Source organism: Paenibacillus sp. FSL H7-0331 (assembly GCF_001956045.1).
Genome location: NZ_MRTH01000042.1, coordinates 1 through 22,045, shown reverse-complemented (window position 1 = coordinate 22,045; position 22,045 = coordinate 1). Strand labels below are relative to the sequence as shown.

The 22,045-nt window shown below is 46.3% G+C and carries 19 protein-coding genes; 2 read left to right on the top strand and 17 right to left on the bottom strand.

The window, feature by feature from the left end:
• Nucleotides 1-57: 57 nt before the first annotated feature.
• The 11 genes from BK127_RS35010 to BK127_RS34960 all read right to left on the bottom strand — a co-directional run bounded on the left by BK127_RS35010 (nucleotide 58) and on the right by BK127_RS34960 (nucleotide 13,223).
• A complete protein-coding gene (locus tag BK127_RS35010) occupies nucleotides 58-1,797 on the bottom strand; it encodes a type 2 periplasmic-binding domain-containing protein (RefSeq protein WP_076237097.1) in 1,740 nt (579 codons plus the stop codon).
• A gap of 33 nt (nucleotides 1,798-1,830) precedes the next feature.
• Nucleotides 1,831-2,721, bottom strand: a complete 891-nt coding sequence (locus BK127_RS35005; protein WP_076237094.1) for a carbohydrate ABC transporter permease — start codon at nucleotides 2,719-2,721, stop codon at nucleotides 1,831-1,833.
• 26 nt (nucleotides 2,722-2,747) lie between these two features.
• Nucleotides 2,748-3,716, bottom strand: a complete 969-nt coding sequence (locus tag BK127_RS35000) for an ABC transporter permease (protein ID WP_076237091.1) — start codon at nucleotides 3,714-3,716, stop codon at nucleotides 2,748-2,750.
• A 120-nt stretch (nucleotides 3,717-3,836) separates the two neighbouring features.
• Nucleotides 3,837-4,610 (bottom strand): ThuA domain-containing protein, encoded by a 774-nt coding sequence (locus tag BK127_RS34995; protein ID WP_076237089.1) that lies wholly within the window; start codon nucleotides 4,608-4,610, stop codon nucleotides 3,837-3,839.
• An 80-nt stretch (nucleotides 4,611-4,690) separates the two neighbouring features.
• Complete coding sequence (locus BK127_RS34990) at nucleotides 4,691-5,716, bottom strand: Gfo/Idh/MocA family protein (protein WP_076237086.1); 1,026 nt, start codon at nucleotides 5,714-5,716, stop codon at nucleotides 4,691-4,693.
• Between the two features lie 63 nt (nucleotides 5,717-5,779).
• Nucleotides 5,780-7,027, bottom strand: coding sequence for an MFS transporter (locus BK127_RS34985; protein WP_076237083.1), 1,248 nt, complete (start codon nucleotides 7,025-7,027; stop codon nucleotides 5,780-5,782).
• 56 nt (nucleotides 7,028-7,083) lie between these two features.
• Nucleotides 7,084-7,851, bottom strand: coding sequence for a ThuA domain-containing protein (locus tag BK127_RS34980; RefSeq protein ID WP_076237081.1), 768 nt, complete (start codon nucleotides 7,849-7,851; stop codon nucleotides 7,084-7,086).
• 308 nt (nucleotides 7,852-8,159) lie between these two features.
• Nucleotides 8,160-9,422 (bottom strand): MFS transporter, encoded by a 1,263-nt coding sequence (locus tag BK127_RS34975; RefSeq protein ID WP_076237079.1) that lies wholly within the window; start codon nucleotides 9,420-9,422, stop codon nucleotides 8,160-8,162.
• Between the two features lie 260 nt (nucleotides 9,423-9,682).
• On the bottom strand, nucleotides 9,683-10,063 hold the full coding sequence (locus BK127_RS34970; RefSeq protein WP_076237077.1) for a cytochrome-c oxidase: 381 nt from the start codon (nucleotides 10,061-10,063) through the stop codon (nucleotides 9,683-9,685).
• Nucleotides 10,064-10,361: 298 nt separating this feature from the next.
• Entirely contained in the window at nucleotides 10,362-12,455 is a 2,094-nt protein-coding gene (locus BK127_RS45615; protein ID WP_179097717.1) for a helix-turn-helix transcriptional regulator, read from the bottom strand.
• Nucleotides 12,456-12,488: 33 nt separating this feature from the next.
• A complete protein-coding gene (locus tag BK127_RS34960; protein WP_076237075.1) occupies nucleotides 12,489-13,223 on the bottom strand; it encodes a class I SAM-dependent methyltransferase in 735 nt (244 codons plus the stop codon).
• 202 nt (nucleotides 13,224-13,425) lie between these two features.
• On the opposite strand from BK127_RS34960, the gene rarD reads away from it, so the two are divergent.
• The gene (gene rarD / locus BK127_RS34955) at nucleotides 13,426-14,316 is read left to right on the top strand and encodes an EamA family transporter RarD (protein ID WP_076237073.1); all 891 of its coding nucleotides are present in this window, start codon (nucleotides 13,426-13,428) and stop codon (nucleotides 14,314-14,316) included.
• Between the two features lie 89 nt (nucleotides 14,317-14,405).
• Here rarD and BK127_RS34950 read toward each other — a convergent pair whose 3' ends face one another.
• From BK127_RS34950 to BK127_RS34925, 6 genes are all read right to left on the bottom strand, one after another.
• On the bottom strand, nucleotides 14,406-15,791 hold the full coding sequence (locus tag BK127_RS34950) for a protoporphyrinogen oxidase (RefSeq protein ID WP_076237071.1): 1,386 nt from the start codon (nucleotides 15,789-15,791) through the stop codon (nucleotides 14,406-14,408).
• Nucleotides 15,792-15,985: 194 nt separating this feature from the next.
• Nucleotides 15,986-17,578 carry an ABC-2 transporter permease gene (locus tag BK127_RS34945; RefSeq protein ID WP_076237068.1) on the bottom strand — a complete coding sequence of 531 codons (1,593 nt, stop codon included), beginning with the start codon at nucleotides 17,576-17,578 and terminating at the stop codon, nucleotides 15,986-15,988.
• The gene (locus tag BK127_RS34940) at nucleotides 17,575-18,288 is read right to left on the bottom strand and encodes an ABC transporter ATP-binding protein (RefSeq protein ID WP_144026659.1); all 714 of its coding nucleotides are present in this window, start codon (nucleotides 18,286-18,288) and stop codon (nucleotides 17,575-17,577) included. Before BK127_RS34940 ends, BK127_RS34945 begins: the two co-directional genes overlap by 4 nt.
• Before the next feature lie 4 nt (nucleotides 18,289-18,292).
• Nucleotides 18,293-18,673 (bottom strand): GntR family transcriptional regulator, encoded by a 381-nt coding sequence (locus tag BK127_RS34935; RefSeq protein ID WP_076237066.1) that lies wholly within the window; start codon nucleotides 18,671-18,673, stop codon nucleotides 18,293-18,295.
• Nucleotides 18,674-18,913: 240 nt separating this feature from the next.
• The gene (locus tag BK127_RS34930; protein ID WP_076237063.1) at nucleotides 18,914-20,272 is read right to left on the bottom strand and encodes a sedoheptulokinase; all 1,359 of its coding nucleotides are present in this window, start codon (nucleotides 20,270-20,272) and stop codon (nucleotides 18,914-18,916) included.
• A 137-nt stretch (nucleotides 20,273-20,409) separates the two neighbouring features.
• Nucleotides 20,410-21,312, bottom strand: coding sequence for a LysR family transcriptional regulator (locus tag BK127_RS34925; protein ID WP_076237060.1), 903 nt, complete (start codon nucleotides 21,310-21,312; stop codon nucleotides 20,410-20,412).
• 150 nt (nucleotides 21,313-21,462) lie between these two features.
• Here BK127_RS34925 and BK127_RS34920 point away from each other — a divergent pair, with 150 nt between their 5' ends.
• A complete protein-coding gene (locus tag BK127_RS34920) occupies nucleotides 21,463-21,948 on the top strand; it encodes a PCYCGC motif-containing (lipo)protein (RefSeq protein ID WP_076237058.1) in 486 nt (161 codons plus the stop codon).
• Nucleotides 21,949-22,045 lie beyond the last annotated feature (97 nt).

The following is a 22,045-nucleotide window of genomic DNA, read 5'->3' as shown; positions in this document are numbered from 1 at the left end:
AAAGCGAATGTAACGGGATATCTTGTAGGATATCCCGTTAAGCTTATTGACAGACTATTATTTTTTTGGAGCGTTGGCTTTGAACCATTGTACCATATTTTTAGCTGCCTGTTCGTAGTTTGTATCCTTCATGTACTTCGTTTTTATCGTGTCCCAGTTCTTGTCGAACTCTTCTTTGGTCTTGGGCGTCAGCAGCTTTGCTACATCCAGTGTTGTGAATGTCCAGTACGTATTGGAGACCAATTCGGCTTCCTTGCTCCCATCGCCATAGGAAGCCGTTCCGGTAACATTATAACCCCCTTTGCCGACCATGCCGCTGTTCATTACATAAATGTCATAGTTCGGCGGGTAGCTTCGCAAGGGACTCTTAGGATTGTAGTCTCTTGCCATATACCAACCAAGTCCGAAATACGATGCCTTACTGTAAAACTGCTTGGCGTATAGACCATAATAATCCGCGCCTTTACCACCCAGCTTGCCTGTGAGCATATCACTTTCCACCTGCGGGTCTACAAACACCTTCTTGCCGTCTTGCATTTTCCAGATGCCTGCGTTCTCAGGTCCCCACGACATCAGATCAAGCGCTTCATCACTTAGGGTCCAATCCAAATATTGCGTCAGCCGTTTTATTTCCGGGAAATCCTTGCGTATAAGCAGCCGCCAGAACGAGCCCTCGTAAATATCGTAAAATCCTTTGTCCGGATCCATCTTGGGCCACGGAATGACACGAAGCTCCATCGAAGGATCGGTAGCCAGTAGGGATTGTCTCACCGCATCCAGGTTCAGTACTGCAAGTATCACACCGAGCTGACCTGTAGCCGCTTTAGTCTGTAATTGATCATCTTTCTGGATGATGAAATCTTTATCAAGCAGTCCTTCCTGATACAGTCGGTTCAAATATTCATGATACTTCTTGGCATCCTTGGAACCAAGAAAACCGTCTACTGTACCATCTTTATCTTGGGTCCAGTGCCCAAAATCGAACATCGAGCCAAAATGGAATTGCGCCCATATCGGGAACGAAAGCGGAATGAGCGGCTTTCCGTTAGCTGTTACGTTTAGCTCTTTGATTTTTTTTAACAACTGGTAAAAATCTTCCGGTGTGCGGATAGCCGGTTCGATCGCAAAATCCTCAACAGTCGGTTTTTTGCCCTTATCAATCGTATCTTTCTTGATCTCTTTGATCGGCTTGAATTTATATCCAGCCTTAGCGAGAAGGTCCTCACGTACCTGCAGCGAGGTTAATCTTTTTCCTGAATTGTAAGGATCATTAGCGAATTTTGGATCATTGGAGTTCGTGTTTACGACTGGAGTCGGGATTTGATAGTTTTTACCGTCATTCGTAAATCGGCCCCAATATTCCTGAGGAAACCATTTCTGCAGGCTTGGCATGTCTTTGACATAATCCGTCAGATCGGCGAATTGTCCAGTACTGATAGCGTAGTTGGCATTTGCTTTGTCCATCATCATAATATCGGGCAAATTTTTGGTGGCAATCCATTGGTTCAATCTTTCTTTGAGCGGTTGGTCGTTGTTCACATACATCTCTGTAAATTCCAGATTAAATTTGTTCTCGATAAAAGGTGTTACCACGTCATGCGATGCTACATCGATGCGGGTCTGGTAGCCTTGGCTGTAGAATCGGATTGGCAGCTTAGCTTGCTTCGTGTTCCCTTCTGCCTTATTATCACCGCCGGGCTTAATTACAGCACCCCCGTTATCACCACCAGTGCAACCGGCAGCGGTGAGCAAGCCTAACGAGGAAATCAGCATTAGATGAACCGCCTTCTTCCACATAGATACATCCCCCTTTTTGCTAAAATGATAAGGTTAGCCTTTGACAGCTCCGATCATGAATCCTTTCACAAAATATTTTTGCAAAAACGGATAGATCACGACGATTGGTATGGTCGATACGATCAGGGTGGCCATCTTCAATGATTCTGGCGATGTCTGGTTCGAGTCCATATCGATCGCGCCGACCAGTCCCTGTGACGCCAGCAGCTGCGCGGCAAGCGTCTCTTTAAGAATCCTCTGCAAAATGAACGAAAGCGGTTGCAAATTTTCATTGCTGACATACAACATAGCGTCGAACCAGGAATTCCACTGGAACACCCCATTGAACATCGCTATCGTCGCCGTAACCGGCATGGACAAAGGGATGATGATTTTCCAAAACACCTTGAAGTCACCAGCCCCATCAATCGTAGCCGATTCTACCAGGTTGGCAGGAAGGGAATCAAAGAACGTTCTCATAATTAGCATGTTGAACGCCCAGAAGCCGTGCGGCAAAATATAAACGAGAAAATGATTGAACAATCCCAGCTTATAAATCAAAATGTAGCTCGGAAGCAAACCTCCGCTGAAATACATAGGGATCAACAGGAAAATTGCGATGAACCTGTTCCCTGGGAGCGCCCGCTTGGAAATCGCATACGCAGCAAGTGCTACGATCGTCCCGGAATAGAGCACCCCGCCTATCGTTCGGCCAGCCGTAACTAGGAATGAACGGAAAATTTGATTATTTTCAAACACTGTCGCATAATTTTCAAAGGTGAATTGTATGGGAATCAAGGTAACCGGATGGCTCATAGACGCGTTGCTGCTGCTAAACGAATATATGATCGCATACCAGAATGGATACAGCGTTATAAAACAGATAATCAGCATCATCATGGCGATGACAGTATCGGTAATCGTGTATTTGGCCAATCGCGCCATTCAATAATCCCTCCTTTCTATATGCCTTAGAAGGCGCCGTATCCGCTTATTTTTTTGCTTATCCGGTTGGACAGCAGCAGAATACAGAACGATAATATCGATAAGACAAGACCAACGGCGGTGCCGTAAGAAACCTCAGCATGGCGTATCCCTGCCAAATACACATGATAATCGAGTGTCAAGGACGCTTCGGAAACAAGTGCATTGCCCATATTGTAAACGGCGTCGAAGCTGGCTCCCCCCCCACCTCCCCCGAAGATGGTTGCGACCTTGAATATGAACATGAGGCCGATGACGTTAGCAATCCCTGGGAGTGTGATATACAACAGCTTTTGAAACCGGCCTGCTCCGTCTATAGTCGCGGCTTCGTATTGCTCCTGATCGATTCCGGTTAATGCAGCAAGAAAAATAATCGAGTTCCAGCCAAATTCCTTCCATATCACAGTAGTCACAAAGACCCCCCAGAAATAATCCACTTCCCGCATAAACGAAATTTTCTCAAAGCCAAGCATTTGAATCAGCAGATTGACACTACCAAAATCTTCCTCAAGCAGCTTATAGACCAAACCCGAAACGACAACCCAGGAAATAAAATGCGGCAGGTAAGAGATCGTTTGCGTAATTCGCTTAAACTTCACATTCTTGATTTCATTGATGAGAAGAGCGAAAATAATGGGCAGTGGAAACCCGATCACAATGAGAAGCCCGTTTAAGGCTACTGTGTTTTTTAAGCCAAGCATAAACTCTGGATTCGAAAGCATATTCTGAAAATGCTTAAATCCGGCAAACGGGCTATGCAGGAAGCCTTGTACGGCTGTATAATCCTGGAATGCCATAATTAAACCTATCATTGGGATATAAGCGAATATGATCGTCACCACGATGGCCGGCAGTAAGAACATATACATCAGTTTGTATTTTTTCATCCGGGTCCACAATACCTGTCGATTAGACAACGGTTTCGGTGATGCGGATGCAGTGGTTGCTATCTCCATTATGAAGCGCCTCCTTTCATTGTCGATACTAAGATTATATTTTACTAGGAAACGCTTTCACATATCACAATGTAACGAAAAATGCAGCAATCTATCACAGTTATCAGCAGCAACGTCGATTTATTCCTGTTTAATCGGGTTCCCCATGCCGTCACGGATATAACCTTTGATTGGCTCTATCGAGCGAACATTACCGGTTGTGACAGTAGGAGGAGTGATTGACGGGGCCGCCCACCTTGCAGCATTCTCGATCACCTTTAACACATCTTTATTGTAATATGTCGGATACTCCTCATGCCCCGGCCTGAAGTAGAATATCTTGCCCCTCCCTCTTGTGTAGACATTGCCGCTGCGCATGATCTCTCCGCCTTCAAACCAGCTCATGAAAATCAATTCATCCGGCTCCGGGATGTTAGAAGGATCCCCGTACATCTCCTCGTTCGGCAGCTCAATATATTCACCAATACCGTCCACAATGGGATGACCGGGCTTGAGCACCCATAATCGCTCACGCTCGTGCGCCTCCCGCCATTTGCCGCCTCCACTTGTACCCATCAACCGTTTGAACAGCTTGGAGCCAGAGGCGGAATGAAGGAAAATGACCCCCATCCCTTCTATCACACGCCGATACAGCTTATCTGTCAATTCATCCGGTACTTCCTCATGCTTCATATGCGCCCACCAGATCAGGACGTCTGTCTGCTCAATGACCAGATCTGGTAAACCATGTTCAGGATCATACAGAGTAGCCGTGGACACTTCCAGTTCTTCCACCTTTTCTAAATAATTAGCCAGCGCCCGGTGAATTCCTTCCGGATATACCTCTTTGACCATATCCAGATGCTGCTCATGGTAAAATTCATTCCAGACCGTTACGCGAATTTTTGTTGGCATGTTGCTGCTGCTCCTCTCATTGATGGAGCGGTATGCCCTGATGAAAGGGCGTCCCGTTATCTCCTAATGTTCAATTTTGACTAATATGCCTGGTAATGACCGGTGTCCAATCGTATGACACGACCGGTTTTGGAGGATTCCACGGCTGCTCCGACCATCGAAAAGCTGATCAGGTTGTCAGTAATATGAGTGACAGGTTTGCGTCCTTCTGTGACTGCTAGAACAAACTCGTTGACCGTATAGGCAACACCTTCATACTCCAGCTCCGGCAGCTCCAGTTGCTGACGTTCTCCCGCTTCGGTCACGTAGTACGCTGTACCCTCCGTAAACTCCAGTGTCCCGGTGCTTCCAACCAGACGGAAGTTGCCCGTCCAGGTCGTATCCTTGCCTTTATTGGCGCTGCTGGCAAAATAGTTTACATGAATGCCGCCCTTAAATTTAATGATGGCAGAAGTCGATGAATGACCGATCCGCTCGTTCCATATCGGACTGAAGCTGCTGGCAAATACCGATTCGGGATGGACGTTGAGCAAATACCGCATTAAATCAAAATGATGGATGCTTAATTCCGTAAGTAACGGCTCTTCACGGTCTTTTCTCCATTCCGATTGAGGACCACGGTGTCTGGACCCATCCCGGTCAAACTGCCATTCCACAACTCCAAGCTTCCCGATCATGCCGGATTCCAGCGCATTACGGATCGCCTTCATCTCGGGTGTCCATCTGTAGTTCTGATTAACGGATACCGCCTTGTCATATTGCTGTGAGATTGCAAGCAGCTCAAGTCCTTCCTTATAATTAGAAGCCATCGGCTTCTCCACGATAACATGCATACCAGCATCGAGAGCAGCGCGTGTTAAACGATGACGGGTCGGAGGCGGCGTAATCAGCAGGGCAAGATCAGCCTTTACTTCACGGAAAGCGTCTTCATATGATAAGTAGACGGGTATATTTCCGTCTCCCAGCACCTTCAGCGCTTCATCCAAATTTTCCTGTACAACATCGACGATAGCTACAATTTGTATGGATTTTACATCTTTAATGCCTTCGATCCAGTTTTTACCGAATCCACCTACTCCAACTTGAATCACTTTTGCACGTTCCATTTCAATTACTCCTCCAATGCTCATATCGTGAACTCAATTTAAGTGAACGGGAATCAACAGCGATTACACTCCGGTAGTCATTTCATCCTTATCTTTCTTCTGCTCCAACCGACCACGGATCGTTTTGTCGGACGGGAGCAGCAAGCCAATAAACCCGAACAATGGCATAAACGAACACAGGGTAATAACAATCGACAAGCTGGTCAAATCGATCAATCCGCCTACAACAACGGTTCCAATCGCACCCATACCGAATGCCAGACCCGTGATTAGTCCTGAAACCATACCTACCTTGCCAGGCATCAGCTCTTGGACATAAACGACGGTAACAGAGAAGCTGCTGTGATTAATAAGCCCCAATATAACGAGAAGTGGATATGTCCAGAGCTCTCCAGCGTGGGGCAGCAAGAGGGCAAACGGCGAGGCGCCGAGCACCGATAGCAATATGACATTTTTCCGGCCAATGCGATCCGACAGCGGTCCGCCAAAGAACGTACCTAATATGCCAGCCCCCATATAGAGAAAGATGTAGATCTGCGCCTCGGGTATCGAAAGCTTGTAGTTCTCCATCAGGTAGAATACGAAGTAGGTTCCGATACTGGAACCGAATAACGATCGCGCAAATGCGATCAGAATGATGACTACGATCGCACCAATAACCCTTTTCTGATATTTTAATTCCTCCTGTCCGGCAGTTTTGTTTTTCGTCATTTGCCGGGATGTCATCAAGTGTCCCTTGTACCAACGTGCCACCCAAGTCTGCAAAACGACTCCCAAAGCGGCAACTATCGTAAACCATATGGCACCGAACTGTCCAAACGGATAAAAGATTAGCGCGGTCATCAGCGGAGCCATTGCACTTCCGGCATTTCCTCCCACCTGGAAGATCGATTGCGCCAGACCTCTTCTGGAGCCCGCAGTGAGATAGGCAATCCGTGCCCCTTCGGGGTGGAATACCGCAGAGGCGATCCCTACGAGGACAACGGAGCCAAGTACCGTCATATAACCCGGAGCAAAGGCGAGCCCCAGCATGCCAAGAAACGATAACAGCATGCCTGCAGGAAGCATATATGGCGTAGGCCGCGCATCTGCGAATGCTCCTACGAAAGGCTGCATAACTGAGGAGGAAAAATAAAGAATGAACGTAATCATACCGAGCTGTGTATAAGATAAATGCAAGGAGTCCCGCAATATTGGATATGAGGCAGGAATAACAGCTTGTAACGAATCATTGATCAGGTGGGCAATGCTTATGGCAAACAGGACAGGAAAAACGGTTGATTTGGCTTTCCCATCGCGTTCGGTAGACATGATCTATGTTCTCCTTCCGAATTGAACTGCGCTTAATGGTTTCAGTTTGAAACCGATCAGTCGATCCGATTTCCACGACCGTCACGCAAGAAGCCAGCGATTGGTTCAATTGAATTGACATTACCGCTAGTAATCGTTGGAGATGAAGCTAGTGGTGCCGCCCATCGCGTCCCGTTCTCAATGATCCGCATAACATTCGCGTTATAATAGGTCGGATACTCTTCATGACCTGGCCTGAAATAAAATAACCGACCCTTGCCCCGAGTATATGTAATCCCACTGCGTGCAATCTCACCACCTTCGAACCAACTAGCAAGCACTAATTCGTCAGGCTCGGGAATATCCCAATATTCACCATACATTTCCTCTTCCTGCAGTTCAAAACATTCACCGATACCATCGACAATCGGATGCCCCGGCTTTAGAACCCACAGCCGCTCCTTTTCATGTGCTTCTCTCCACTTATGGCCCCCTACCGCTCCCAACAGCCGTTTGAACAGCTTCGAACCTGAGGAAGAATGCAAGAAAATCGTTCCCATACCCGCAATAGCGCGTTTGTACAATTTGTCTACCCATTCATCCGGTACTTCGTCATGCTTCATGTGCGACCACCAGATCAATACATCCGTCTGCTCTATGATCTCGTCTGATAGACCACATTCCGCATCATAAAGCGTTGCCGTTCTCACCTCCATGTCCGGCTGCATCTCCAAATGCCCTGCAATTACACGGTGAATACCGTCAGGATAAACCTCTTTAATGTTATCCTGGTATTGCTCATGCCAAAATTCATTCCAAACCGTCACTTGAATTTTCTTCACCATTTGTTGATTGCTCCTTTCCGCTTTGTACCCTTTGGTTTCTGATTACACTAGTAATTGTAAAAAAATGCGTAAGACTTTTAAATACAACAATCGAACAAAAAATGAACCGATATCACACTTTTGTTCCACCCTAAAAAGGGTTAAGTACATTCGGCTTGTCCGATATTTATCATTTGCATGCCCTCCATTACCTAAACAACATAAACTAAAAAACCCGCGCTGGGCGCGGGTTTCTATAAGACTCTACTTATGTTGAAGTACGGATGAGAAGTCAAACCTTTGATATTATATTTTATTTACCTAATATCTTAGGATACATCCTGCTCCTGCTCCGCTCTTCTGAACCTCTTGAACTGAACAGCTATCATCAGGAAATGTACGAAGAAAACTCCGGCAATAACATAAAACACCAGAGAAATGCCAAAGCTGCTTGCCACAAGTCCTCCGAATATCGCTCCTGACAAGTTTCCCAATGATCCAGCACTAGCATTATAGGCAAATACGCTGCCTTGAACAGGAGTTGGGGTCAATTTGCGCAGCAGGGAACTAATAGATGGAATCACACCACCGATACATAACCCGGTAATAAACCGTATGCCCACGAGCACCCAGGCATTGGTGACTAACCCTTGAGGAATATGCAGAATGGCAATCAGAATGAGTGATACGAGCAGGATGATAGTATGACCATGTCGATCTCCCATTCTTCCGAGCAGCGGTGCCGTGATCATCGTGCCTAAAGCCGTAGATGCAAATATGAGACCAGCCATAATTTCAATGTGATCCACGATATTCATGCTTTTTACATACAACGAAATCATCGGACTAATGCTCGCAAAGCTTATAGAGATCAGGAATGTAGAAATAAATAGCGTGATAATAAGTGGAGATTGCACAAAAATATCATGCCATGCTTTCTTATCTGGAACCTCCTGTTGACGAATTCTGGATTTAAACGGGTTACTCAGCCTTAACAAGCTTTTGAACTTGAATTTAGGGTATGTATTCGTCTCCTTCACTCCAAATACCGTCAGCAGCGCAGCCAGGAATATAAAGAAGCCAGTAATAAAAAAGGAATCGCGTATCCCCAACCACTCAGCCAGCACGCCGCCAATCAGCGGCCCTAACAATTGACCGGTGACTTGTCCGGTTTGCAGTGTGCCTAAAGCGTTACCCACCTGTTGCTTGGGAGCTTCTATGGCCAATAAGGCTACAGAGGAGGTTGGATAACCGCCCATCGTCCCAAAAGCGGCGCGGAGCAGAAGCAGCTGTAAGGGAGTATCGACAAGACCCATAGCCGCAATGATAACGGCCGAGCCTATACTGGTTATTACCATAACCAGCTTTTGCCCATATGTATCTGAAAACCTGCCCCACAAGGGAGATATGAGCGCGATCATCAGGTGATTGATCCCGAAAATCATAGCGGCCCATAGAGCGGCCTGTTTCACATCATGTACACCAAGATCTTGCACATAAAGAGGCAAAAAAGGGATAATCATACCAATGCCAACCGCAGTTAAAAAGTTCCCGGTCCATAAGATGTATAAATTGCGTTTCCAGACTTCCATATGGAATGACCTTCTTTTCAGGTTAAATAGGTACCTATTTAATGTATGTGTAATGCTTCACCCCGTCAAGCTTAAAAGTGGCTATGAACAGGAGGTTAGGCCATTCATTTTCTCCATTTCAGTGAAATAGGTCATATATTCGTATTAACATTGAAATAGAGAAGTTTATTATCATGACTGCATGATACTAAACTTCTCTATGTAAACTATTGCTATATCGATCAAAATAAGGAGTCTATCACAGATAAGGAATACGATTTTTACCCTTCTGACGATCGGATATGGATCAGTACATTAACCGCGAACACGATGACACTAAGTACAACCAGAATTGCGCCAATCGGAATCAGGAACTCGTATGATTCGGCTCCGCTAAGCAACAGAAACAATCCCAGCATCATCGGTGGCAGTCCAATTCCAATATTGTGCATCCAGAAATGTACGATGGACAAACGGCTGAATCCCACCCTTGGAAACAAATGGTAGATAATACCAGACACCGCAAACGACAGCCAGCCCAGCAGATTGATATGTGCGTGCACACTCGCGAATACATGCTGGTTAGCCATCGACATATACATACCCAGAAGAATACCGATGACAAAATAAACAACAGATACCTTGATGAATTTGATTCCCATACCTATCTTCCCCCTGCTTGATTGGGCCATAGCCGCATGAAATAAGATCTTTTGCCTAAATGATGACGATGATGAAACGGTGTTCCACTGCCGATCAGTCGATTATTGATCGTTCGATCATCCGAATGCACCCTATCGCCTTGTCTCCTTTCTACGGCCGTCAACACCCTACAGCCTATTCATGAAACTAATATAACAGGGAGCGCTGGAGTTGGATATTATACGTTCGTATGGTATTGGTCTCATATATGTAAAAAGCCCACACCACTTAAAGGTGTGAGCCGGAATAGATAAGTCCTCAGGGTTTACTGGTAAAAAGCTTAATTAATTGATTGCGGTTTTTCACTGCCAGCTTGACGAATATCGAACTGACATGCTTTTTCACCGTGATCTCACTTACATAGAGGGTTTTGGCAATTTCTCCATTGGTTTGACCATCTATTGCGAGCAGAACGACCTCGCGTTCCCGCTTCGTCAGCCGCTCAAGCAAACCCGTCGGCAAGCTCGGTGCAAGACTGGAATACCCTCCCTGCTTAAGCAGAAATCGAAGGAATGCTTCCAGCTTCTCTCCCCTCGTATCGAGTACGAATGTCGGCGTCAACGTTCTGCCATCATAATGCCGATGAACAACGCCGGGTGCAATTTTAAAGCCCATACTCAAGTGAGCCCCCTGAAAAAATTCCAGTGGAGGCGGAGAAGCGATAAAAAGTCCGCCCGAGCATAAATAGGAAAAAATCAAATACATCGCTTCGATGATCAGATTGACATTTTTCCAGTCCTTGTAGTCAATGGTTCGGATGAACCATCCCGATTGACCAGGTGGATCGACCGCCAGCAGCTTCAATTCCTCCGTTGATAGAGAAGATAGATACGGAGCGGAAAACGGGTCGGTTTTCAAGTAGGGCAGTGTCTCCGAATGGATCGGGATCATGGAGGCCAGTCCGACGGCTTCACCGCTTCCTGAGCGAAGCAGCATGACGCCCTGCCGATCCAGCCGGACCAAAGTATGCAGATCAATACCCTTGATCGTCAGCTTCATATCTTCCTTGGCTACAAATTCATGATATGTCTGTTCCGTCTCGGGATCTGCCCCCGAGAAAGATAGAGGTGTCGCTGCTTCCAATCTACTTCGTAGGTAAGCTTCCCCTTCCCCGATATTGGCCATCGTCAACGATTCCCAAGCATACTGACCTCTGGAAGATGACTGAATCAAAGCACGTACCATGATATTGCCAGTTGTATAGTAGAACAGTTCCCCTACCTCCCACTCTGTGCTGCGGGAGCCTGAGATTTGCCTGATCAAATCAGCATAATAGTATGCAGCTCTGCCCATCAGTCGGTGAAAATATTCTGGTGTGCGCTCCTCCAGCTGCTTGCGCGCGGCTATCCGCATCAGATCGTGCAGCATCCAGCCACGCCCCGTTTTACGTACAAAGGACAAGGAAATCAGCGCATCGAACAATAGATCGTCGACCTCTTCCTCCATAATGAAGGTTAGCACTTCCCGGTTAACATGAAGCAGTATGGCTGCCGCTTCAACCATGCGACGAAGTTTCACATCTGGAACCTCACGAAGCCAAGCCTTGACCAGAAGGTCAAACCAACCTGTATCGTCGGTTGGGGGAGCTGCCCATTCGTCTTGCAGGGGCACCGCGGCCGCGAGGGACAGGGCAAGGGGATGCCCTCCGGTTTTCCTTTGAATTCGCGTAATTCTATGATCTTCTATAATACCGGAGCATCGAAGGTATGACTCGCTTTCGCTGTCAGTTAAGTTCCCGAGCGGCATATAGTGAATCTGTTCTCTCAGAGCAGGGGACAAGATCCATTGGTCACTGAGTTTATAGCGGCCGGCAAGAATGAGCAGCACATTGTCAGGCAGCCGCTTGAATAACCGTTCACGCAGCAAGCCGTCCAGCTCTCCCATTTCCTCATACGTATCAAAGGCCAGCACCACGCGAGTCCTCTGAGACAGCAGCTTCAGCAGGGTCAAACAAGATTCCAGCGGCTGCTGCTGTAAGCCATGTTCATCGTCCTGCTTCAGCAGTATTAGCTGATCCAGCAGCTGACGAAACAACTGCTCGCCTTTATGATTGAAATCACGGCTGTCCAGGTGCAGCATCGGGATGCCTGCAAGCCGTGTTTTTCGGCAAAATGAATCGAGCAGAAAGCTTTTGCCCACACCCGCTGTTCCGTAAATGTTCCAGATGGATTGACCAGAATTACTTTGTCCCGTCAAATAGGCGTTAAAGCGCTCATGCTGCCCATTCCGACCGACCAGAAACTGTTCCTCTCGCATCTCGAATCCGCTCATTATACCGGGTTCATTCCTATCGTCCACCGAACCCCGTTGCTCAATCTCAGCGTCGATTTCTTTATCGCGCACTTTGTTCACCCTTCTTTTTGGATTCCATAGATTGGCACTTCTCTAATTCTTGACCGCTGCAATCAAGAGGAAAATGGGACGGCGGGTTTCGTCTCGCATTTCGGGATATTTGGCAAGTGTTTCTTGTGTTGGTTGTGGCTCAGAAAGCCTCGTAATGGTGAAACCGGAATCTATTAACGTATTCATATACGTGGCGATCGTGCGATGATATTTGACAACATCGGTATCCAAAAATCTTGCCTGCCGCAGACCTTCATTCTGGTAATGATCGATAGGCCAATGCAAGCGTTCGCCTTCAGAACCATAAAACCAATCTTGTGCAGCAAGTGCGGTAAACACCGGATGTTCAACCGAAAGCACGAATGTGCCTCCGGATACGAGACAATGATATACTTTACGGCAAACGCTATCAAATGACTCCACATAATGTAGTGCCAGTGAGCTTAGCACAACATCGAATTCCTCTGCGGCAAAGTCGATATCTTCAATTGCCAGCCGACGGTATACGATCGCGGAATCGTTAGTATTATCTTTGGCGCGTGCTAACATTTTCTCTGATAGATCTACACCTATCACTGACCTGGCTGACTGCTCGCGCGCATATCGGCAATGCCATCCATAGCCGCAGCCAAGATCAAGAACTCTTTTATCGAGTAGTTCGGGAAGCATCGCACGGAGTGCGGGCCATTCCCCCGCGGCCTGTAATCCACCGATTGAACGAGGCATCTGACTATATTTATCAAAAAAATCGTGGTCATCATATTGGTTCTGTTTCATAATCGTTCAACACTCCTGACTAAATAGTCCTTATGTACTGCCTATCTTTTACTTTACCATTACGGTATAGGAAGTATCCATTGAAAATTTTATTTTAAACAAACATTGCTCCCATTTTGGAGTAGATTACTCGGGTAGGGTTACATTATTGGGGTAAATTTGTTACACTGAAACTTACTTTTGAAAAAGGAGTCTTGTATTCATGAAAAAAGGAGTTATTTATAGTGTATTGGCTTATCTTTCGTGGGGCTTTTTGCCGCTATATTGGCGTCTCTTCCAATCCATGCCAGCTTGGGAGATTCTTGCTCATCGAATTGTATGGTCATTAGTTTTTGTAGCTATTCTGGTCAGTGCAGCGAAACGATGGAAGCAGCTAAAATCGGCTGTGCCCAACCTAAAAAGTAAAGTAGCCGTCTTGCTTTGCTCCATATTCATAAGCTGCAACTGGTTTTTATTCATATGGGCAGTCAATAATGGACATGTGATCGAGACGAGCTTAGGCTATTATATGAATCCGTTGATAAGCGTTGTGTTCGCCGTCATTTTCTTGAAAGAACGACTTTCAGCCGGTCAATGGGTGGCAATCCTGCTGGCGGGCTTCGGTGTGTTGATAATGGCCATTCAATACGGAACGATTCCTTGGGTAGCGATTTCCTTGGCTGTCTCTTTTGCGCTGTATGGACTTGCCAAAAAGATAGCGGGCCTGGATGTTTTGCTGGGTCTCACTTGGGAAACCATCGTTGTTTTCCCTATTGCGTTCATTTATTTATTGTACATTCAATCAGCCGGTTCAGCCACAGTCTCTTCTTTACCCAGCTATTCGATTGTGCTTCTTCTATTATCGGGAGCAGCAACCGCCTTACCGTTATTCTGGTTTGCTCAGGCAGCCAAGCTGCTTCCACTTTCGATGGTCGGCTTCATCCAATATATTGCTCCGACAACAAGCCTGCTGTTAGCTATTTTTGTATTTCACGAGCCGTTTACTGAACCTCAATTGATAGCTTTTTCGTTTATCTGGCTTGCCTTGCTCATCTATTCCTTGGTCACGTTCAGGAAATCGAGAGCCGCTAAAGTTGTAAATCAAGCAGCGTAGAGATCTGGCATCAACAAAAAACCTTCCTGAAAGGGAAGGTTTTTTAAATGTGCTGATTTATTTGTAAATGCAGCCTGTTCGATTATTCCTCACAAGCGTTCGGCAATCCTTTGCGCAGTCTGTTCTCCGTTCTGAATGCAATCGGGAATACCTACCCCATAATAGGAGCACCCGGCCAAAATAACATTAGGATAGTTCTCCGCTAGTTTGGTTTCCAACGATTTCACAATATGCGGGTGCTTCAAATGATAGTTGGGCATGGTTTCATGCCATTTGGTAATATCAGATGAAATCGGTGTACCTGTAAGGCCAAGACTGTCTTCGATATCTTTTCGCGCTATCTGGATTAATTGTTCCTGTGTCATTTGTAGAAGCTTTTCATAATCACGACAGGTGCTTTTATAAAAAAGTCTTACCAGTAAACGGTTCTGCTCTGAGGTATGCTCCCATTTGCGGCTGGTCCACGTACAGGCATTACATACCAGATCACTACCTTCTGCGACGATGAAGCCTGTCCCGTCCTTGGGCAGCTCGCTGTCCGGAATGTCAAATCCCAGATAGACACTGATGAGAGAGCTGTTGGTCAATTGCTCGAAATCCTCATCCAGCCTCTCATTATGGAGAAGGTGCTGTGCCACCGGATGCAGTGTGCTCAATACGATGAAATCCGCTTCCAGCTCAATCTGATTGGACAAAGAAACGATATACCGATCCTGCTGCTTCTCAATTTGTTCAGCCTGCACGCCTTTATATAGCTCAACATCCGTTAGCCGTTCTTCCATCCTATCAATTAACGAAGACACACCCTGCTTGAACGACAAAAATTTCTTGCCACCAGTCCCCTGAAAACGCTGCTTGTTCTCCGATAAGCCTTGAATGATGCTGCCGTATTCATTTTTATAATCCAGTAAATAAGGAAGCGTCGATGCAATAGTTAAATCCTGAAGCCGACCGGAATACACACCGGACAATACTGGAGAAATTTGTTTTTCTACTAGCTCCTTACCCAGAAAATACTCCAGGAATTCCCCAATTGAATGCTCCTTGGTAAAGGTTTCATTCGGTGTGTAGAAGTCTTTTAAGGCTTCTACCTTTCCCTGCGCTGAAATCAGATCCGTCTTGGCCAATGATTCCAAACTGAGCGGGATACCGAAAACTGCATCCTTCGGAATGGCTTTCAATTCGCCATCTGTATGAATAAAAGAGACTCCTGTTGCGTTATACACAACGTCCTCCTGTAAGCCCAGCTCTTCCAGAAATGGAGCTACATTCGTTTTACGGGCGACAATCGAATCCGCTCCCGTCTCCATTATAAATTCACCCTCATGAGCGGTTCTGATTTTACCACCCAAGGTATCATTCGCTTCCACCAGCACAATTTTTGCCGCCCGCTTCTGGGCTATTATCGTCTTTTGAAGATAATAGGCAGTGGATAACCCGGTAATGCCACCACCAACAACGACTATTGTTTTCATAGTGATTCCACCTAACCTAGTAGATAAATAGTATTTAAATTATTACCCTTACAATTGTAGTAACATTGGATGTCACTATACGTATTATACGTCTACTTGCCTGTTTTAACCATTCATAGCTGAGCCAATGTAAGAGTGAATAAGAAAAATTCATACATCCGACAATTTTGGATGCTATCTATCTGTCTGTGGCGTTAATGTTCTTTCCCGCGAAGGCTTCGGAACCAGATCGAATTCCTCATCATCGCGTATCTATTTAAATACTTCCCACCGAGCCCGAAGCCGATCAGAGCTGCTGGAATGCCAATTCCGTAAAGCAAGGTCAGGTGCTTGAGGAAGTCTGGAGCAGGACCATCGCGCAGAGCAAGCCCTGATAAACGATCCGGCATAACCCATAGATTAGGCAGCTGAATGCAGTAGCCGTAACTTGCTAATAACGGAACCAGAAAAATTATGAGAAGCGGATACTTATTAACGGCTGGCATGATTTGTACAGCTAACACGTAAAAAACAGCAAGCGGAATCATGAGTACCACATTTTCTGCGATATATTTTCCTGCGATGAGAAGATCCGTCCCCGACATTGGATTCAACCATTGCCGCAAAGCGAGTCCTATACCTGCACTTAACATGGCCAGTAACCAATAGGTTAACATCGACGTTAAATAAGCAAATATTCGGCTGCCAAGCAATACATAACGAGAATGTGGAAATGCCAGCCACCATTGGGCAAATCCTTTTCTGAAATCCGCATTTTTATTCAACCCATACACAACAATACCCATGTAGCTGAACATGGTCAAGGTCGACTGAAAGAAGATCAAATCCGTCAGGCTGCCACTATTCTGATAGCCAAAGATGGCAATGAGGGCCAACAGTGCATACACGACCCAGCGTATGCGCCTCGGTGCATGGCGACTGATCCAGTCATACCGTCGTTTCTCCATGGCAACCAAAGCCCAGAAAGCACCCGAACGTCGATTCGTTACCTGTGATGGCACCACTATCTGTGGAACCTGCAATTCCGGGGATGATACAACCGGATAGCCATGAAAACGAAGCTTCGCAAGCTGCTTCATGCCTATCGTGCTTGAAAGCCATACAGCCGTGCAAGAGAACGTCCATCCTGCAACCACCAACAGCCATACCGTTTGTAACTTCGGCAGCGTGTATTGAAAATCAATCGTAGCGGAGCTGCCAGCCAGGAGCGAAAAGATAAGCAGCGGCATCGAAATATAGATGAAGACAATCACGGTTCCGATGCGAGCCCACCACATCTGAAACACGGACATGAGCAAACCGATACCGCTCAAGACGGGGAGTATAGCGAGAGCTACCCATCCTGCGGTACCTGCCGTTTGCCATAAGATGCTTGCTTCTGCATAGGGTACGCTTCCCCATAAGACGAATAACGCGTAATGGACGGTACAGAGCAGAAGCATGAATAGAATGAGATAAAGTCCCAGGCACACAAAGCCAAGAGCCTTGCCAAGAACAAGCGTCCGCCTTGAATAAGGCAGCAGCAGCCACCACTGCTGGTCTCTTCCGGCTCGGCCTCCGTTCAGTGCCTCCCATACCATGATGATTAGCATCGTCTCCACGAACACGATGAAACCCGTTGCATATAAGCTGCTGACGTTCATGTCCCCACGTGACCATGCCATGCTGGCTGCAAGCAGCAGGAGGAAGATCAGGCCGATGCGTGTGTAATTGCTTTGCGATGTTCCTGGCAGGTAAGTGCTATACCTACTGAGCTCAAGCTTTGCAAGTGTCCATACACTTTTCATGAGAACACTTCCCTATAACGGGATTCTACGGAGGTTCCTTGTTCCCTTAAGCTATCGACCTCATTGTCGGCCACAACACGGCCATTTCCGATCAAAATAATCCGATCGAATAACTGCTCCATTTCGCGTATATCATGAGTTGCAATGAGAAAGGTCCGTTCTCCGTCTGCCAAATCTGCAACAACCGATGAAGCGATCTGCTCCCGTGAAATCATATCCACACCGGTGAACGGTTCATCAAGCAGGACAAGAGGTGAGGTGCGAGCCAGACAGCTGATAAGCTGCAGTCGAGCTTCCTCCCCGCGGGATTGGGCGGATATCCGTGTTCCCAAGTTGATTCGTAATGACTGAACCAACTGCTCCTCCCTTTCGAAATCCCAATCCGGGTAGAGCTGACCAGCAAAAGCTAGCCATTCCCCAGCCGTCAACCATCCGGGCAATTTCCCCCGGTCCGGCAGTACTGCGATGGAACGCAAGGTTTCTATGCCTGCTGGCTGACCAAAGATCCGAACTGATCCGCTTGTAGGTTCCATTAATCCGGAGCAAATACTGAGCAGGGTTGATTTGCCTGCACCATTTGGGCCCAGCAATCCGGCAATACGTCCCTTTTCTAAAGAAAACGTAACCTCATTTAAAATCTCCTTTTTTCTTACTTTCATCGTTATCTGCCTGCACTCCAAGGCTATTGAGGTGCCAGTATCATTCGTCATATGATTACTCCTCCTTCTCTTGTGCCAGTTCAAGCAGTTGGTCAACGGTCAGATCAAGTGATTCTGCGATCTCCCGCAGATGCTTCATGGCTTCCTTGACGATCGTCCTTTTACTTTCTCTAATGGCTTCATTGTCGGTGGTCACATAGGTTCCCTGTCCACGAAACGTAACGATGAGTCTGGCTCTTTCGAGCTCCTGATACGTCTTCATTACAGTCGTCGGATTGACACGGATATTCGCTGCGAGTTCCCGTACTGAAGGCATCCGAGTACCAGGAGCCAGTACACCACGCACAATCAAAGCGCGAATCTGCTCTACGAATTGTTCATATAGCGGACGGGAGGGATCTATCAGAAACTGTTCCGACTTCCAAACAAAATCCATTTACGTTCACCTCTGCTGACAGGTTACATCTATCGTTGCTTGCTATCGTATGTAGTGTATCACAACAGACCATACACTTCAACGTGCGAATGCCACGAATCTATCTGGAATATCCAATAGCTTCAATACCATATACAAAAACGAACCTCAGAATTATTCAAAGCTTCTCATTTCTTAATGCTTGAAATCCCGCCACGATAGACGGGATATTGCAGTTCACAGAATGCTATTATCACGGGTTCAATGAAAGCAAATATGGTGAAAGTCCGGGAATACCGAACACCCCACGGACGCACACAAACTGGCGCCATACGCCGCCTCCTCCGGATGAGCCGCTATTTGTAGCGGTAGGTTAAAGGTCGTGGACAGCCTTTGGCGTAATGTAGCATTATTTCGAATTCCATTGCCGGACCCGATAAGAGTTTTGAACTGCTGCTTGCGCTCGTTCGGGAACGAAGTATAAAACTGGTAAAGCTCCGCAATGATCCCATCGATTACACCGATGATGAGATGACCAGGTGTGAAGTTCAGTGAGTCAATACCTTCAATGGACCCTCTCTTATTAGGATCGGATCTGGAGCCATAAAACTGGGTCTGGACGCGAAGCTCTCTATCCAGGACAGCCTTCTCTGCTAGTTGACTCATCCTTGCATACAGACTGCCTGGGTCCTCCAAACCGCCAAGCTGTACACAGACCTCACGAAAAAAGCTTTCCAGCAGCGCATAGGATTTTCCGCCACTTAGGGAAGCTCCAACAAGCAGGTATCCCCCGCCTGGGAATGGACGAATATCAAGAGATTCTATCGTAAGAAAGCGTTTGCTAAACATGGAAATTTGTGAACCGGTTCCAACATTCAACAGCACCGAGTCCGTGATCGAAATGACGGATCCGAGAAAGCTGGCTTGATTGTCTCCAAGTGAAACTGTCACGGGTATCCCTGCTTGTGAATGTCCGATGACGGTGCCTGCAGGAACTACTTCCGGCAGCATCCTCCACTCGATTCCTGCTGCTTCCAACGTATGGGCTTCGAAATCCATTAATTCGAGGTTAAATAGACCTAAGCTTGCAGCGTTGGTCGGATCCATAAGCGGCTTACGCCCTCCTGTTAACTTCATAGCTACATAGTCTGCGATGGTGCATATAAAGGCAGCATTTGTCGGCATAAGTCCGTTCTGCAAATTATAATGATGGGTCACCAGTCCAAAGCCCGTCGCCAGAGGCATGGATGTAATCCGCGATAAGTGGGACACATAAGGTTCACCGTCACTGGGGTCGTTGATCGGTAAATCCCCACGTTGATCCTGCCACGTATACAGCGGTGATACGTGGTTACCCGCGTCATCCACGTAAAGGATGCCATGCATTTGTCCGGTTAAGCCTATACCAGCTGCATGAACACCGCCGCTTGTCAATTGATCCAAAATCTCGAAGACGATCTTGAGGATCACGCCTGGATCCTGAATGAATTCCCAGGGATGAATCGAATGTATAGAAGCATTGTTGCTTTTCGTTATGGAATTAAGTATCTTGCCACTCTCTGCATCCATGATAATACCGCATATCGATGTGGTGCCGATATCCAGGCCGATAAAGTTCATATTCTTAAGCCTCCAATCTCCGTAGGTTGTCAGGCACTTGTCAGTGCAGAACGGCGCTGTAGCAGCCACCGAATGTTCTTTCTTGAGATCATTGTGAGCGTGCGTTTGTATACAAGTCTAAGGGTATAACAATGCTGCTATGTGGAAATGACCTGTTGGAGCGCTTGTATATAGGCATAGCCGAGCTTGGACAACGCAACATTACGATGAGAAATCCAACCGACATTAATGACTTCCTCACAATCCAAAGGTACAGGAATAATATCATTCCCATTCAAATCTTTGCTCAGCACGCCTGTCGATATGGTGTACCCATTTAACCCAATCAGTAAATTGAAAAGCGTCGCCCGATCATTCACTCGTATGCTTTTATTATGGCTGAGTGTGCTTAGAATTTCTTCGGAGAAATGAAAGGAATTGTACTCGCCCTGATCAAAGGAAAGATACGGATATTGCTGCAGCTGCTCTATGGTTACGATGGATTGATGGGCCAGCGGATTTTTGCTGCTGATGAAAATATGCGGTTTAGCGGTAAATAAGCTGTTAAATTGCAAATTAGCTTCTTTCAGCAGCTTATTGATGACTTTTCCATTAAATTCATTCAGATATAAAATGCCAATTTCGCTGCGTAAGCTTTTGACGTCCTCGATGATCTCGTAGGTTTTGGTTTCACGCAATGCAAATTCATATTCGTCTTGACCATGCTCCTGACATAGATTTACAAATGCATTGACCGCGAAAGCGTAATGCTGGGTAGATACGGAAAAGTGCTGCGGGGAAGGTTTGGCATCGAGATAACGGCCTTCTAATAATTCAGCCTGCTCAACAACCTGTCGCGCGTAGCTTAAAAATTCGACACCTTCCTTCGAAAGTGAAATCCCTTTATTGGATCTTTCAAAAATGGCAATCTGCATTTCTTTTTCGAGATCTTTAATCGCATTTGAAAGACTCGGTTGAGAAATAAATAATCTCTTGGCAGCTTCATTAATGGAGCCTTGATTAGCCACCTCAATCACATACTTTAATTGCTGCAGTGTCAATGAAATGCCCCCTTTACTTCATATCTTATTACATGTACGAATGTAAAGGAAGCCTGTTACGTTAAGCTGCATGAGTAGAGGTGCCGGATAACTTGATTTTCATATGTTTTTATAATACATTGCTTAATATAAAGGTTTAGGAGGAAAATAATGAGATTTAAAGCAATCCAGATTTCTTTGACTTTACTAGCGATGATCAGCATGGCTGCGTGTAGCAAGAGCGCCCCTGAGCATGCTGCATCCCATGGAGTAGCCCACAATGGAGATCTGCAGGAAATGACCAGTTCGATCAACACCCTGCCCAAATTTCTTAATAACCAGCCTGAGCAAACTCAAAAAATTTATCAGATCGCCGCTCTAAGCATCGATAAGCTCAAATGGATTCCTTGTTACTGTGGATGTGGAGATGAGGCTGGTCATAAAAGTAATATGAATTGTTTTATAAAGGAAGTAAAAACCGATGGAAGTGTTGTGTGGGACGATCACGGTACACGGTGTGGAGTTTGTATGGAGATCGCTTTAACTACAGCTCAATTAAGTAAAGATGGAAAATCGGTAAAGGAAATCCGTGATTATATTGATACGCGATACAACAAAGGATATGCCAAGCCTACGGATACACCTATGCCTGCATAAAAAGAGACTCTCCAACAAAGGAGGCCACTGAAAAAGTCCAAATCTTATAAACAGGATACCTTACCTCCATTTCGAGGAAAGGTATCCTGTTTTCCTG

Excerpts from the sequence above, each read along its gene's own strand:
- BK127_RS35010 (WP_076237097.1), bottom strand. The coding sequence starts at position 1,797 with ATGTGGAAGAAGGCGGTTCATCTAATGCTGATTTCCTCGTTAGGCTTG.
- BK127_RS35005 (WP_076237094.1), bottom strand. The coding sequence starts at position 2,721 with ATGGCGCGATTGGCCAAATACACGATTACCGATACTGTCATCGCCATG.
- BK127_RS35000 (WP_076237091.1), bottom strand. The coding sequence starts at position 3,716 with ATGGAGATAGCAACCACTGCATCCGCATCACCGAAACCGTTGTCTAAT.
- BK127_RS34995 (WP_076237089.1), bottom strand. The coding sequence starts at position 4,610 with ATGCCAACAAAAATTCGCGTAACGGTCTGGAATGAATTTTACCATGAG.
- BK127_RS34990 (WP_076237086.1), bottom strand. The coding sequence starts at position 5,716 with ATGGAACGTGCAAAAGTGATTCAAGTTGGAGTAGGTGGATTCGGTAAA.
- BK127_RS34985 (WP_076237083.1), bottom strand. The coding sequence starts at position 7,027 with ATGTCTACCGAACGCGATGGGAAAGCCAAATCAACCGTTTTTCCTGTC.
- BK127_RS34980 (WP_076237081.1), bottom strand. The coding sequence starts at position 7,851 with ATGGTGAAGAAAATTCAAGTGACGGTTTGGAATGAATTTTGGCATGAG.
- BK127_RS34975 (WP_076237079.1), bottom strand. The coding sequence starts at position 9,422 with ATGGAAGTCTGGAAACGCAATTTATACATCTTATGGACCGGGAACTTT.
- BK127_RS34970 (WP_076237077.1), bottom strand. The coding sequence starts at position 10,063 with ATGGGAATCAAATTCATCAAGGTATCTGTTGTTTATTTTGTCATCGGT.
- BK127_RS34960 (WP_076237075.1), bottom strand. The coding sequence starts at position 13,223 with ATGAAACAGAACCAATATGATGACCACGATTTTTTTGATAAATATAGT.
- rarD (WP_076237073.1), top strand. The coding sequence starts at position 13,426 with ATGAAAAAAGGAGTTATTTATAGTGTATTGGCTTATCTTTCGTGGGGC.
- BK127_RS34950 (WP_076237071.1), bottom strand. The coding sequence starts at position 15,791 with ATGAAAACAATAGTCGTTGTTGGTGGTGGCATTACCGGGTTATCCACT.
- BK127_RS34945 (WP_076237068.1), bottom strand. The coding sequence starts at position 17,578 with ATGAAAAGTGTATGGACACTTGCAAAGCTTGAGCTCAGTAGGTATAGC.
- BK127_RS34940 (WP_144026659.1), bottom strand. The coding sequence starts at position 18,288 with ATGACGAATGATACTGGCACCTCAATAGCCTTGGAGTGCAGGCAGATA.
- BK127_RS34935 (WP_076237066.1), bottom strand. The coding sequence starts at position 18,673 with ATGGATTTTGTTTGGAAGTCGGAACAGTTTCTGATAGATCCCTCCCGT.
- BK127_RS34930 (WP_076237063.1), bottom strand. The coding sequence starts at position 20,272 with ATGAACTTTATCGGCCTGGATATCGGCACCACATCGATATGCGGTATT.
- BK127_RS34920 (WP_076237058.1), top strand. The coding sequence starts at position 21,463 with ATGAGATTTAAAGCAATCCAGATTTCTTTGACTTTACTAGCGATGATC.